Genomic DNA, 11,729 nt, shown 5'->3' with positions numbered 1-11,729 from the left:
TATCAAGAGTATGAAGGCGAATATCTGGTCTGCAACCGCCGTCATGGTTGGCACCATCGTCGCTGTCGTGGGACTTTCTTTCACGGCATTTGATTCTGGAAGAGAAACCTCAGCACTGGTGCAAGAGGCAAAACAGCAAGCGACCGAAACCAGACAGCTTCTTGAGCAAATTCAAGCCCAGCAAAAGTCGCTTGAGACACCAAAGGCTGCGGAACCACCAGCTCCCGTTAAGTGATTAAGCCCGGCCCAGCGCCGGGCTTCTTGTTTCAGCCCTCCCCTCAGCCTGCTGCAAGATGGTCAATTTGACATCTTTACAACTTCTCCAAAGGGTCTAGGCTCAATCCTCATCACATGAGCTCAGAGGACGTATGGACACGCTTAGTCGAGCCGAGATCGAGACTGTTCTCGCTACCCGCCTGCCGAACTGCACAGTCTTCTGCTCGATCAGTGCGGATAACACAATGTCCATTGACGTGACGGGGTCGGAGGGTGACCAGTTCACGGCTGTGAATATAGATCGCCGCCAATATCATGGCGAAGCTGGCATCAATAGGCTTGTCAGGGAAATTCTTGAGGAGATGGTTATATCCAGGCAGGTTTTTCAACGCATAGCCTTGCGGTGACAGCGTTACTTACCCCAGTCGTATCGGCAGGCCACCCACTTTCTCCCTCCCCGATCTGAATCCATATCCCGCCACAGAGCTAGCGTTTCTCGCTATCTGCAATATTCAAAAATCGCATTCGGGCGTTATGCATAGCTGCACATCGCCATCAAAAACTCTAAGACTCTGAGATCTAAGTGATTTCGTGTTTTTTGAAAGCTGGCATGGCAAATGCGATAGCTAAGCGGAAGTCGCCGACGCAGATCGGCAAAAATAATCCGTGATAGCGAGGTAGCAAATGAACGCCATCGACCTTCTCAAAACCGACCATGAAAAAGTAAAAGCCATTTTGACCCAACTGAGCGAGTCGACGGACCGCGCAGTGAAGAAGCGTACTGATCTTCTCGATAAGCTGGAGATGGAAATCACCATCCACACTCAGCTGGAGGAGCAGATCCTCTACCCTGCTTTCAAAGCCGCCGGCGGAAAGGATGAGGCCGAGATGTATTTCGAGGCCAAGGAAGAACACCGGACTGTCGACTCACTCGTGCTTCCCGACCTGAAAGCGACCGACCCCACCACTCCGGAATTTGCTGGGCGTGTGAAAGTGGTGAAGGAATTGCTCGAGCATCACATTGAGGAAGAGGAAACTGACATGTTTCCCAAAGCCAAGAAGCTGCTGAGCAAGTCGAAGTTGGACCAGCTTGGCGAGCAGATGCTGGAGTTAAAGGCATCGCTGAAAAAGAACCTAAGCGCCTCCAAGCTTGCAGCCTAAACGTACGCATGCACAGCGATTCATCGAAATCAGAAGCCCGGCCCTGCGCCGGGCTTCTTGTTTCTACTCCCCCTGCTACGCTTCTGGCTACCTTCCCCTTGGAGCCGTGAAGATGTCTGCGCCCTACTCCCTCCCCGATATGCTTGAACGAATCTACGAGAACCAGCTCGCCCTGGAAGCAGCCATCATGGAGTTATCTCTATGGGTCAAGGACCGGGAAGGATTGCATGTAGACGAGAACGTCCGTGGCGCACTGCACGCGATTGGCGAAAATGCCGGGCACATCAAGCAGGGGTTGGCCAGGCTGAAAGCGCAAGAGCCGGATTGACGCCCTCCCCCAATCTAAAACCATAGCCCGCCACTGAGTGGGCTTTTTCATGCCTACCGAAAACACATTGCCAAGCGAAATATGCATTTATGCATGAAGCTTCTTGCTAGCCTCTTGCCAATATGTGTCAGCATCAATACTGTATACACATACAGTATTCGCAAGGAGCGAAGCATGATTCAGGCACCCTGCCCCGTATCCAAACCACGGAATTCCTACGAACTTGTCGGCCATCGCCTGCAAAGATTGATTGCCTCCCCTCGAGTACAGAGGATTCAGCTGGTTGAGGTATCCAGGCGCGAAAACGAAAGCCCTGAAGCCTGGCACCAGGTCATTCAAGACATCGGCGAGACCGCTGGCATAAGGATTGAGCATCTGGAAGACGGCGTCGTCAGGATTGGCTGGCGTGAATACTGCGACGCATAAATGAGCCCGCCATTGAGCGGGCTTTTTGTCGCCTATTAATTTCAGTATTCTGAATTTTATTATTCAGCATGCTTGACACATTAATTTCAGCTTGCTTAAATTCATCTCAAGCCAGCAACGAACACAGCCGGCCGGCAGCGAAAGCCGCACCGCTCTTTAACAGTCTGAAATCTTCGCGGATCGATCCCCGGAAACGGGAAGCCCTTGAGGCATCGCCAATACGGCGAACAGCGCGAAAAACAAATTCGATCCCCATGCCAGCTCTGGAACTGGACGTACTCACCAGATGTGAGTACGCGAAACCACGTAAGCCAGCCGGCGAAGAACACCGTCCATGAAATGTGTGACGCCGGCCAGAGATATGAATCGGGCGATGCGCGTGGTGGAGACAACAGATTTCACTGGCAGGCCTTCGCAAGAGGGCCTGACGGGAAATCAACCCGGAGACAGCAGCATGCAAATCAATCAGCAGAAAACGGTGCAGGTCGATGTGACTGAGCTGCACCTGCACATCAAGGTCCGCGACGGGTTCGCGGCGGGCCTGAAAGACGCTCAGGGGGAAGAAGTCGGCAGCTATGAAGGCTACGTGCCGGACTTCTTCCCCGGCCAGCACTACGGCGACTACCTGATCCTGAACATCGATCTGGAGACAGGGCAGATCAAAAACTGGAAGAAGCCAGTCGCCGCCGACATCGAAAAGATGATCGAAGCGAGCGACGACGACTGACGGACCTTTTCCTGATGCACCTGGTGACGGGTGCAGCGGGAAAACAACCGAGGGCAAGACGATGCGACCAGTAATGACGATGAAGGCCATCCATGACTCGCTCGGACGGAGGCTCGAAGGGCTTGATGATGACCGCGAAGGCAAGTTTCACGGCTGGGGTTCTGGCTACGATGAGTTTGAAAGCGGTCCTGGAAACTACACGATGGCGATCGTTGAATTCCCTGACGGCAAAGTCGACACGGTGGTGCCGCACCTGATTCGGTTCCTCGATAGTGATGACGCTCAGAAGCAGGCACTCAACGATTTCATTTCAGATCCGATCATCATCGGCTGATCAACCAGCGCCAACGTCAGCATGACGTTAACTGCCCGATCCTCTCTATGAGAGCGCATCGGGGTGTGATCTGAATACGCAGGCTGATGCGTTGATAGCGGCTACAGCAGCCCCGGTTGCTCGGGAAACTCTTGAAAAGACGCCGTTTAAAAGTCTTTAGAGCAACAAGACTAAGAAGTCGGAGATCAGCACCGGCTAGATCACACCCCGATGCGGACGAAATCGCGGCCTATAACCGCCCACCTGCATCACCGCAACAAGCAGATGAATGCCCGGGCTGACGGGAAAGTGTAAGACCTGAGGGATCGCGGGAATCGTGGCCGGTAGAGTGAGTAAGCGCCCAGATGGCCACGGCGAGTCCAAGAATAAGCGGCTGAAACCTTCGCCCCGGTGAAACTCCGGTGTCACTAAGGCCGCTAATAGCCATGCCGGGATCAGCTCCGGCCATCTGCCCCACTTCCCCACCTCTATTACGTCAGCACTCCTCCCCCGCACCCATCGGCAACCAGCGGGAGGAAGGAGTGTTGACGAATACAGGTGAACCAACGAATGGAGAGAGTCATGGCCAAGAAGGTTGGCGTAAAAACCAGGAGCGCCCAAATTGGCGTTCGAATCAGCCCTCGCGCTAAGTACATGCTCGACGTAATGGGTCGTATCCAGCGCAGAACCATGAGTGGCGTTATCGAGTCGGCTCTTTTGGCTTATGCCAAGTGCAACGAGGAACGCTTAGCCGACCAGACATGGTCAACGGATGAAAACGAACGATTACTCAACCTTTACCTAGCAGCGCCTCACCTTCTGTCATTCGACGAAGAGGTAGAGGCCAAGCAACTTATCGCAGCCAAAGCCACCGCCTAACCCCAAACACTGGAGGTCGCCATGAGCGCACAACGAAAAGCTCAATTTGAGTTCGATAACCGCATGCCGCCTCCAGTGAGCGAAAGCCCATCCGAGGTTGAGTGGATCGACACGAATGCCGAGCGGCTGATGCTCGGCTATCGGATCGAATGGGGCTACGAGAAGGCAGACAAGGGCTCGGTGACTCAGGCCGAATACTTCAAAGCCCTTCAAGACCATGCCAATCGGCGTCAGATAGATGGTGAAGACAAGATAGACGCCTTCGGCCAACTCCTGGCGGTTGCGGCAAACTTCGGTAGCGGCGGACAGATGTTTGATCTGGCTATCTACCTTCTCGGCTCTAAAACAGCCCGCAAGGAAATTGCTGCAAGCCTGCTCAAGCCGCACGCATCCAAAGCCGTTCTGCTTCAGGAACAACAAGACGAACTTGAGCGGAGGGTTGGATGGTGAGCGCCCACATCCTGATCGACGACGCGCTCGAAAGCCTCACGCATGCCACGAGCACGCAAGAAGAGGCCGTAATTGTTCAGCGGATGATCACCCAGTTCCTCGTTGATCAATCCCTCACTCTCAAGGAATTCGACCACTACTGCGCACGCCTCAACAAGGTCGCGCGCAAGGAGGCAGCATGACTACAGAACCGGTTAAATCATTGATAGAGGAACAGCTCGAAGATATCAGCGCTCACAACCTTCGTGAGGCCTACAGCCTGGCCGAGCGCCGCGGATTCTTCGGCGCGCCAGTTGAGCAATACGCAGAGCCTGGTTACGGCGGTCGCGTCCTCCAGGTTCTGCGCTACCGAGTTGAGCAGCAAAGCTGATCAGCCTTTGCCCTTGTTCTTGTTTTTCGCGCTGCCCTGCCGCGCTTTAAATTTCGGATTGGATTTACAGATCACGTAGATCCGGCCCCGGCGCTTCACGATCTGGCAGTCACGGTGACGGTTTTTCGCTTCTTTCAGTGAGGACAGCACTTTCATCGGTGAGGCTCCTTGCGGTGAGTTGATACGTTATTACGTATCTTAAATACGAATAAGAACGTTTATCAACTCTTATTTCCCCTACCCCCCTTTCATCGCTGCGAGCATCGCGGCAAGGAATCCCCATGTCCGCAGAACAGCAACTAGCGATCCTGCCAGCTAAAGAAGTAGCCCTGGCAGTATTCAGCGCTCCCAACGGCCTGGACCCATACCTGCAGAGCGTCCGTGAAGAAATCGACAAATTCAACGCCTCGGCACCTGATGTTAAAACCAAGAAGGGCCAAGACGCGTATCGCTCGATTGCTTACAGCCTGGCGGGATCAAAAACGAAACTCGACAGCCTGGGCAAAGAGCTTGTTGCAGAGCTGAAGGATGTACCGAAGAAGATCGACGCCGAGCGCAAGCGCGTTCGTGAGCTGCTGAGCGCTTGGCAAGAGGAGGTTCGCAAGCCGCTGACTGATTGGGAAGCCGCCGAACAGGCTCGCAAGGATCGGCACGTCGATGCCGTACAGGCAATTGCGGATTTTTCCCTGGATCTGTCGGACATCAATGCCGCGGTGCTGCTTGAGTCTATCGCCTCGGTAGAGGCGGTGAAGATGGGCGAGCACTGGGAAGAGTTCGAGGCTGAAGCCGCCCGCACCAAGGATCAGGTTCTGGACAAGCTGCGCGCCACCCTCGCCGCCCGCCAGAAATATGAAACCGAACAGGCCGAACTGGTCCGGTTGCGCGCCGAAGCTGAAGCTCAGGCCCAGCGCGAGCGCGATGCAGAGATTGCCCGGGTTGCCGCTGAGCAAGCCCGCCTCCAGGCCGAGCAACAGGCCCAGGCCGAACGTGATGCCGCAGCACGCCGCGAACAGGAGCTGCTGGACCAGGCCGCCGCCACTCAGCGCGCCGCCGTGCAGGCAGCGCTGGACGCCGAGTCAGCCGCCGAACGCCAGCGCCTGCAGCTGGAGTTGCAGGCCGAACAGGCCCGCGCAGCTGCGGCACAGGCTGAAGCCAACCGCATCGCCGCCGAGCAGCGCGCCGAGCAAGAACGTGTTGCCGCCGCCGAGCGCCAAGCGGCAGCAGTTGAACAGGCACGCCAAGACGAGATTGCCCGCGCCAACGCAGCAGCCGACGAAATCCTGCGCCAGCAGCAGGAGCGCCAGGCCGACGTAGCGCACAAGTCGAAAATCCTGGGCGAAGCCAAGCAGGCCTTGATCGGCATGAACATCAGCGAAGAGCTGGCCAAGGCCATCGTCCTCAAGATCGCCCGCGGCGAAGTGCCGAACGTCACCATAAATTTCTGAGGTTTCCATGACTAATTCAGCCCTGGCCGAGCGCACCGAGACTCGGCAGGTCGCCAGTCCGGCGGCCACCAACGAATCAACCGCGATGCTGACAATGATCCAGCGGGCCGCGACCGACCCGGCATTCGATGCAGACAAAATGCAGAAGATGATGGAGATGTACGAGCGCCACACGGATCGTACGGCGGCGGCAGCCTTCAACGCCGCCATGGTTCGGGCACAAGCAGAAATTGGCCCGGTATTTCGCGACAAGTTCAACGCACAAACGAGCAGCGCCTATGCGGCGCTTGAGTCGATTGATCGCAAGATTTCCCCGGTCTACACGATTCACGGTTTTTCGCTGTCATTTGGAACTGGCGATAGCCCCCTGGTAGGACATATCCGCACTGTATGCGACTGCATGCATGAGGCGGGGCACACGAAGACATATCACGTAGATCTTCCTATCGACTCAGCGGGCATCAAGGGCAGCGTGAACAAGACCGGCGTTCATGCAGCGGGGTCTACCTTCAGCTACGCCCGGCGCTATCTAACAATGATGATTTTCAACGTCGTTCTCACCAACGAAGATGACGACGGAAATGGTGCCGGTCCTGAACCAGCGCCTGATCCTGTCATCACTGCTGGGCAAGCAGCCCAACTCGACGCTCTGCTGCAGAAGTGCAGCCAGGTACTCCAAGACAACTTCAAAGCCAAGTACGGCTGTGCCGCCAACGTATTCAAATCCGAATTCGATGCCGTCTCGGCTCGAATCAGCAAAGCCGCCAGCCGGCCGCAGGAGTAAGTCATGCAAATCATTACAGAAGTTGAGCAGGGCTCGCCTGAGTGGCTTGCGCTGCGCCTGGGTATCGTCACCTGCTCTGAGCTGGAATGCTTGCTGGTTAACGGCAAGGGCGAGTCAGGATTCGGCGCCGGAGCGTTCACCTACATGAACACGCTGATCGGCGAGCGCATCACCGGTGAGGCTGCCGACCCATTCACGGGCAACCGTCACACCGAGCGCGGCCACGAACTGGAAGGTGTTGCCCGCAAGCTGTACGAGCAGCGCGAAGAAGTTGAAACCAACCAGGTGGCGATCATCCTCAACCACGGCGCCGGCTATTCGCCTGACTCACTGGTGGGCGTCAAGGGCCTGACGGAAATCAAAACCAAGCTTCCGAAATTCCAGGTCGAGGTGATCCTTTCCGGCGACATCCCCAAGGAACACGTCGCCCAGTGCCAGGGCGGCCTGTGGGTGTCGGAGCGCGAGTGGATCGACTTTGTGTGCTACTGGCCCGGCATGCCGCTGTTCATCAAGCGCGCCTACCGGGACGAAGCGATGATTCGCAAGTTGTCGGAGCGGGTCAGAACCTTCTACGAAATCTTGGATGACCGGATGAATCGGGTCTTGGGGATCGCAGCATGATCAGCCCGGAACTCAGCACCATCCGCCAAAAGGATGTAGACCGCGACTGGATAGCCCGCGCCATGGCCGAATTTGAAGGCCGTGACACCCTTGAAACACTACCGATGCAGGTGCGTGATGCTGACTTCGGCACGATGTTCAACGGAAAGGCTAAGGATGGCTCGCGGGCCGATCCCAACCCTTCCCTGGAATCCAAGGTTGCGGCAGCAGCGCCAACGCTCACTATCACCGAGGCCATGAAGACGTTTCACCTCAGTGAGCGCGACCTGAAGCGCATGGCAACCCGCATGGGTTTCAAGTTCAAGCGCGGCTACACCACGAACCAGGGCCACAAGTCCGCTGACGGTCCAGCGGTCGAACGGATCATCGCCCTGCGCGATGTAGGGCTCAACCGGTCGCAGGTCATGAAGCAAACAGGCATGTGCTACGAGAAATTCCACCGCCTGCTCAAGGACTACAACATCGTTTTCCCGGCGCTGCCGTTCAACCTGCGGAACGGGAAGATGAAAGCTTGAAGCGATCTGTAGCCCGCACCCAGCAACGCAAACGTCAAACCTGGCTCGCACTGCCGGCCAGCGGAATAGAAGAGGTAGGCCATGGCCAAGACTCCCACAGAACGAAAACGCGACCAGCGCGAACGGGACAAGATGACCCAGGCGGAAAAAGAGGCCGCCCTGCTGTCACGACAGATTGTCACGAAGCTTTATCACAGCGATGACGCAGCGCTGAAACGGGTCATGGCCAGGACCGAGATCGACGAAGAGCAAGACCTAATTTCTCGATTCATTCGCGGGGCAGACCGCATGACCGACGAGCAACTGGCTGCGCATATTCGCATTGCGTGACATGCCGTCGTGACAACCCAAATAACCAATCACGCCACCCTGGCGAGGATCAACTATGTCCGCTCACCAGAAGAAACATCCCTTCGATTTCAAAACCCAGTATGGACTTGGCTTCAACCCTCAGGACGACGAGATCGTTGTCGACTTCTTCTGCGGTGGCGGTGGCGCCGGTACCGGGCTGGAAATGGGCCTGGGCCGCACTGTAAATGTGGCGAAAAACCACAGCCCGCAAGCGATCAGCATGCACACCGTGAATCACCCAGGCGCGAAGCACTTCACCACCGACGTGTTTGAGGGTGATCCGGACACCGAGTGCGGCGGCAAGGCCGTGGGCTGGTTCCACATGTCCCCGGACTGCACACACCACAGCCAGGCTGCCGGCGGTCAACCGCGAAAGCGCGAGATCCGCAACCTGTCGTGGATCGGCCTCAAGTGGGGAGGAAAGAAGCGCCCACGGGTGATCAGCCTGGAGAACGTGAAGCAGATCCTGCAATGGGGCCGACTGATCGCTAAGCGCGACAAGGAAACCGGTCGGGTGGTGACCTTGGACCAGGTTCCGCACCCAACCAAGAAAGGAAAGACCACCAACCGGATTGCCTCCCCTGGTGAACAAGTTCCGGTATCTAACCAGTTCCTGGTGCCTGACCCGAAACAACGCGGCCGCACCTGGCGCCGTTTCGTGGCCCTGCTGGAAGGCATGGGCTACGTCGTCGAGTGGAAGGTGATCAAGGCGTGCGACTTCGGCGCGCCGACCAGCCGTGAGCGGCTGTTTATGATCGCTCGGTGCGACGGCCGTCCGGTGGTGTGGCCTGAGCCAACCCACGCTAAGAACCCGGTCAAGGGCCAGCAGAAATACAAGACCGCCGCCGACTGCATCGACTTCACCGACCTGGGCAAGAGCATCTTCGGCCGCAAGAAAGACCTGGCCGAGGCCACCCTGAGTCGCATTCGCAAGGGCATGAAGAAGTTTGTCATCGACAATCCGGCGCCTTTCATTGTGCCTATCGCGAACTGGTCGGGCGAGTCGGTGCAGTCCGCCGGCGAGCCTCTGCGCACAATCACGTCCTACCCAAAGGGCGGCGCCTTCTCGGTGGTGAGCCCAGTGATCGCACCGGCAACGCATCAAGGCAGTGACCGCATCAATGACCCGCTCGACCCACTGCCGACGGTGACCTGCGCGAATCGCGGCGAGCTGACGCTGATCAGCCCGGTGATGGTTGGGGCCGGCGGCCCGGTGTACGCCGGGCACCCAGTGTCGGCAGACCAGCCAATGGGAACGCTGATGACCCGGAGCCACCGCGCGGTTGCATCAGCCTGCATAGTCCAGGCCGGCCACGGCGAGGGGGCAGGCGCAACCAAACGCCGCTCCCACGGAGTGAACGATATCTGCGGCCCAATCGGCACCATCACCGCCAGCGGCGGCGGCCAGTCCATCAGTACTGCGGTGATGATCCAGGCCAACGGCGGGTTCAACACCGTGCACGCCAAGGGTATGCACGAACCCATGACGACGGTCACAAACACCGGCAGCCAGCAGCAACTGGCGGTGGCGAACCTGGTGCACTTGCGCGGCAACTGCGATGCACGCGACGTAAACGACCCGCTGCACACCGTCAGCGCCGGCGGCCAGCACCACGGACTGGTCAGTGCATTCATGGAGCGCGCATTCGGCGGCAGCGTTGGCCAAGGCCTGGACGATCCGGCTCCGACCATCACAGCCGGTGGAGGCGGCAAGAGTTCCCTGGTATCGCTCAAGCTGTCGCCTGAACACGAAGCCGGCGCCCTGCGCGTTGCTGCCTTTCTGATCAGCTACTACGGCACCGAGAACGTCAGCACCTGCGATGCACCAGCACCAACCATCACCACCAAGGACCGCTTGGCATTGGTAACGGTGATGGTTCAGGGCACGCCCTACGTGATCGTCGATATCTGCCTGCGGATGCTCAAGCCAGCGGAACTGTACAAAGCCCAGGGCTTCCCAGTGGATTACCACATCACCCACGGCGCCGACGGCAAACCCTTCACCATCACCCAGCAGGTGCACATGTGCGGCAATAGCGTCAGTCCGCCACCGATGGCAGCTCTAGCACGAGCCAATGACCCATGGCGGGTGGCTGAGCGTCAGGCCGTTGCGGCTTAAACGCCTTCAGCAATAAGCCTGGATCCAAGCTCGCGCCCGGCTACCTGTGCCAGGCCACGGTCAACATAGGTTCGCTCACCCGCAACAACCGGCACCACGACTTCACCACCACGCTTTACCTCGACGTTGATACGCCAGGTCTCCCGGCCTTCCTCGTCCTTGTCGCACTCCATGTAGTTCCAGACCTGAAAACCTTCTATCTCATCGTAAATATCGTGCTTGGTCATGGGCCTGTCCGCTTGTAGGAAGGCGCCATCGTAGCTCAAAGCCAGCCAATTCGGATGATGGCGGCGATTAGACGAAGGATTGCAGTTATCAGGTTTATCCAGTCGGTCAGTCGTTTCATTTTCAGCACCGCTTAGTTGAGGTGCCACTGATTCTGATCTCACGACATATCCGGTTGTATACCCGCCGCTTGTAGTCACGCCTCCTACAAGTCTTCCCCACTCCACCGCCCGGGCATGGCCCGGCAAGGAAATATCTATGCCCGAAGTAGAGCGGTACTGGATCGACCCAAGCCGATTGGTTCAGAAAGGCGGGCATCAGGACGACACCTGCGTTGTGAAGGACTGGGCTTATGACCGCGCTGTCGCCGAGCGTGACGCCCTGCAACAGCGCCTGACCGACGCCGATCAATGGAACGACGAATTGCTTGGGCTTTTGCGCAAGGCTGCGGAGTTCGAAGTGGGCGAGAACGACAACGAGGGCTGGCAGCACCTGCTGAGCCAAATCAGTCTCCAGCTCACGCCGATTGGCTCACTCAAACCGGTAGAGGGTGGTGGCAATGAGTGAGCACGAGCAATTCATGGCGACCATAAAGCGCATGTGGCTAAACCTCGGCAGGCCAGAGGCTTGCTGGGATGCGGTTCACGACTGGGCGCTTTATTTCCGCCTGGGTGGGTGCCGAGCTGATGCCGCAGTTGAGTCCTTTGAGGATGCATTGAGGTGCGAGTGATAGCCCATCTCCCCGCCCACCGCTGGTGCCTGCTGGCACTGGCACAACTGATTTGAGGTGATTTATGAG

At 57.5% G+C, this 11,729-nt stretch carries 19 protein-coding genes; 17 read left to right on the top strand and 2 right to left on the bottom strand.

Going from position 1 to position 11,729, the window contains the following annotated elements; all coding sequences use genetic code 11:
- The 10 genes from ACRESD_RS23685 to ACRESD_RS23640 all read left to right on the top strand — a co-directional run.
- Nucleotides 1-235, top strand: a 235-nt coding sequence (locus ACRESD_RS23685) for a hypothetical protein (RefSeq protein ID WP_431753127.1), incomplete at its 5' end; no start/stop codon positions are given.
- A gap of 665 nt (nt 236-900) precedes the next feature.
- Nucleotides 901-1,377, top strand: a complete 477-nt coding sequence (locus ACRESD_RS23680; RefSeq protein WP_431753126.1) for a hemerythrin domain-containing protein — start codon at nt 901-903, stop codon at nt 1,375-1,377.
- 112 nt (nt 1,378-1,489) lie between these two features.
- Nucleotides 1,490-1,705 carry a hypothetical protein gene (locus ACRESD_RS23675; protein ID WP_431753125.1) on the top strand — a complete coding sequence of 72 codons (216 nt, stop codon included), beginning with the start codon at nt 1,490-1,492 and terminating at the stop codon, nt 1,703-1,705.
- Between the two features lie 174 nt (nt 1,706-1,879).
- Nucleotides 1,880-2,131 carry a DUF1654 domain-containing protein gene (locus ACRESD_RS23670; RefSeq protein ID WP_431753124.1) on the top strand — a complete coding sequence of 84 codons (252 nt, stop codon included), beginning with the start codon at nt 1,880-1,882 and terminating at the stop codon, nt 2,129-2,131.
- 454 nt (nt 2,132-2,585) lie between these two features.
- Complete coding sequence (locus tag ACRESD_RS23665) at nt 2,586-2,858, top strand: hypothetical protein (protein WP_431753123.1); 273 nt, start codon at nt 2,586-2,588, stop codon at nt 2,856-2,858.
- A 73-nt stretch (nt 2,859-2,931) separates the two neighbouring features.
- A complete protein-coding gene (locus tag ACRESD_RS23660; protein WP_431753122.1) occupies nt 2,932-3,192 on the top strand; it encodes a hypothetical protein in 261 nt (86 codons plus the stop codon).
- A 561-nt stretch (nt 3,193-3,753) separates the two neighbouring features.
- Nucleotides 3,754-4,050 carry a hypothetical protein gene (locus ACRESD_RS23655; protein WP_431753121.1) on the top strand — a complete coding sequence of 99 codons (297 nt, stop codon included), beginning with the start codon at nt 3,754-3,756 and terminating at the stop codon, nt 4,048-4,050.
- 21 nt (nt 4,051-4,071) lie between these two features.
- Nucleotides 4,072-4,500: a hypothetical protein gene (locus ACRESD_RS23650; RefSeq protein ID WP_431753120.1), complete on the top strand. Its 429-nt coding sequence runs from the start codon at nt 4,072-4,074 to the stop codon at nt 4,498-4,500.
- Nucleotides 4,497-4,682, top strand: a complete 186-nt coding sequence (locus tag ACRESD_RS23645; protein ID WP_431753119.1) for a hypothetical protein — start codon at nt 4,497-4,499, stop codon at nt 4,680-4,682. Before ACRESD_RS23650 ends, ACRESD_RS23645 begins: the two co-directional genes overlap by 4 nt.
- A complete protein-coding gene (locus ACRESD_RS23640) occupies nt 4,679-4,870 on the top strand; it encodes a hypothetical protein (RefSeq protein ID WP_431753118.1) in 192 nt (63 codons plus the stop codon). The genes ACRESD_RS23645 and ACRESD_RS23640 overlap by 4 nt, the downstream gene beginning before the upstream one ends.
- On the opposite strand, the gene ykgO is transcribed toward ACRESD_RS23640, so the two are convergent.
- Nucleotides 4,871-5,026, bottom strand: a complete 156-nt coding sequence (ykgO, locus tag ACRESD_RS23635; protein WP_017255737.1) for a type B 50S ribosomal protein L36 — start codon at nt 5,024-5,026, stop codon at nt 4,871-4,873.
- Between the two features lie 125 nt (nt 5,027-5,151).
- Here ykgO and ACRESD_RS23630 point away from each other — a divergent pair, with 125 nt between their 5' ends.
- From ACRESD_RS23630 to ACRESD_RS23605, 6 genes are all read left to right on the top strand, one after another.
- On the top strand, nt 5,152-6,315 hold the full coding sequence (locus tag ACRESD_RS23630) for a hypothetical protein (RefSeq protein WP_431753117.1): 1,164 nt from the start codon (nt 5,152-5,154) through the stop codon (nt 6,313-6,315).
- A gap of 7 nt (nt 6,316-6,322) precedes the next feature.
- The gene (locus ACRESD_RS23625; protein WP_431753116.1) at nt 6,323-7,099 is read left to right on the top strand and encodes an ERF family protein; all 777 of its coding nucleotides are present in this window, start codon (nt 6,323-6,325) and stop codon (nt 7,097-7,099) included.
- Between the two features lie 3 nt (nt 7,100-7,102).
- Nucleotides 7,103-7,720 (top strand): lambda exonuclease family protein, encoded by a 618-nt coding sequence (locus tag ACRESD_RS23620; protein WP_431753115.1) that lies wholly within the window; start codon nt 7,103-7,105, stop codon nt 7,718-7,720.
- Nucleotides 7,717-8,235, top strand: a complete 519-nt coding sequence (locus ACRESD_RS23615; protein WP_431753114.1) for a hypothetical protein — start codon at nt 7,717-7,719, stop codon at nt 8,233-8,235. The genes ACRESD_RS23620 and ACRESD_RS23615 overlap by 4 nt, the downstream gene beginning before the upstream one ends.
- An 81-nt stretch (nt 8,236-8,316) precedes the next feature.
- Complete coding sequence (locus ACRESD_RS23610; RefSeq protein ID WP_431753113.1) at nt 8,317-8,565, top strand: hypothetical protein; 249 nt, start codon at nt 8,317-8,319, stop codon at nt 8,563-8,565.
- A 55-nt stretch (nt 8,566-8,620) separates the two neighbouring features.
- Nucleotides 8,621-10,705, top strand: coding sequence for a DNA cytosine methyltransferase (locus ACRESD_RS23605; protein ID WP_431753112.1), 2,085 nt, complete (start codon nt 8,621-8,623; stop codon nt 10,703-10,705).
- Here ACRESD_RS23605 and ACRESD_RS23600 read toward each other — a convergent pair.
- Complete coding sequence (locus ACRESD_RS23600; protein WP_431753111.1) at nt 10,702-10,932, bottom strand: hypothetical protein; 231 nt, start codon at nt 10,930-10,932, stop codon at nt 10,702-10,704. The two genes, ACRESD_RS23605 and ACRESD_RS23600, sit on opposite strands and share 4 nt — an antisense overlap.
- Nucleotides 10,933-11,188: 256 nt before the next feature.
- Here ACRESD_RS23600 and ACRESD_RS23595 point away from each other — a divergent pair, with 256 nt between their 5' ends.
- The gene (locus tag ACRESD_RS23595) at nt 11,189-11,497 is read left to right on the top strand and encodes a hypothetical protein (protein WP_431753110.1); all 309 of its coding nucleotides are present in this window, start codon (nt 11,189-11,191) and stop codon (nt 11,495-11,497) included.
- Nucleotides 11,498-11,729: the final 232 nt, after the last annotated feature.

The sequence above is a fragment of the Pseudomonas sp. genome, from assembly GCF_050739995.1.
Classification (GTDB): domain Bacteria; phylum Pseudomonadota; class Gammaproteobacteria; order Pseudomonadales; family Pseudomonadaceae; genus Aquipseudomonas.
This window is presented reverse-complemented; position numbering and strand designations above follow the sequence as displayed.

What these genes read in the sequence shown, in the direction of transcription:
- ACRESD_RS23655 (WP_431753121.1), top strand. Translation starts at nt 3,754, where the DNA reads ATGGCCAAGAAGGTTGGCGTAAAAACCAGGAGCGCCCAAATTGGCGTT.
- ACRESD_RS23615 (WP_431753114.1), top strand. Translation starts at nt 7,717, where the DNA reads ATGATCAGCCCGGAACTCAGCACCATCCGCCAAAAGGATGTAGACCGC.
- ACRESD_RS23660 (WP_431753122.1), top strand. Translation starts at nt 2,932, where the DNA reads ATGACGATGAAGGCCATCCATGACTCGCTCGGACGGAGGCTCGAAGGG.
- ACRESD_RS23665 (WP_431753123.1), top strand. Translation starts at nt 2,586, where the DNA reads ATGCAAATCAATCAGCAGAAAACGGTGCAGGTCGATGTGACTGAGCTG.
- ACRESD_RS23610 (WP_431753113.1), top strand. Translation starts at nt 8,317, where the DNA reads ATGGCCAAGACTCCCACAGAACGAAAACGCGACCAGCGCGAACGGGAC.
- ACRESD_RS23680 (WP_431753126.1), top strand. Translation starts at nt 901, where the DNA reads ATGAACGCCATCGACCTTCTCAAAACCGACCATGAAAAAGTAAAAGCC.
- ACRESD_RS23675 (WP_431753125.1), top strand. Translation starts at nt 1,490, where the DNA reads ATGTCTGCGCCCTACTCCCTCCCCGATATGCTTGAACGAATCTACGAG.
- ykgO (WP_017255737.1), bottom strand. Translation starts at nt 5,026, where the DNA reads ATGAAAGTGCTGTCCTCACTGAAAGAAGCGAAAAACCGTCACCGTGAC.
- ACRESD_RS23605 (WP_431753112.1), top strand. Translation starts at nt 8,621, where the DNA reads ATGTCCGCTCACCAGAAGAAACATCCCTTCGATTTCAAAACCCAGTAT.
- ACRESD_RS23595 (WP_431753110.1), top strand. Translation starts at nt 11,189, where the DNA reads ATGCCCGAAGTAGAGCGGTACTGGATCGACCCAAGCCGATTGGTTCAG.
- ACRESD_RS23640 (WP_431753118.1), top strand. Translation starts at nt 4,679, where the DNA reads ATGACTACAGAACCGGTTAAATCATTGATAGAGGAACAGCTCGAAGAT.
- ACRESD_RS23620 (WP_431753115.1), top strand. Translation starts at nt 7,103, where the DNA reads ATGCAAATCATTACAGAAGTTGAGCAGGGCTCGCCTGAGTGGCTTGCG.
- ACRESD_RS23630 (WP_431753117.1), top strand. Translation starts at nt 5,152, where the DNA reads ATGTCCGCAGAACAGCAACTAGCGATCCTGCCAGCTAAAGAAGTAGCC.
- ACRESD_RS23625 (WP_431753116.1), top strand. Translation starts at nt 6,323, where the DNA reads ATGACTAATTCAGCCCTGGCCGAGCGCACCGAGACTCGGCAGGTCGCC.
- ACRESD_RS23600 (WP_431753111.1), bottom strand. Translation starts at nt 10,932, where the DNA reads ATGACCAAGCACGATATTTACGATGAGATAGAAGGTTTTCAGGTCTGG.
- ACRESD_RS23650 (WP_431753120.1), top strand. Translation starts at nt 4,072, where the DNA reads ATGAGCGCACAACGAAAAGCTCAATTTGAGTTCGATAACCGCATGCCG.
- ACRESD_RS23670 (WP_431753124.1), top strand. Translation starts at nt 1,880, where the DNA reads ATGATTCAGGCACCCTGCCCCGTATCCAAACCACGGAATTCCTACGAA.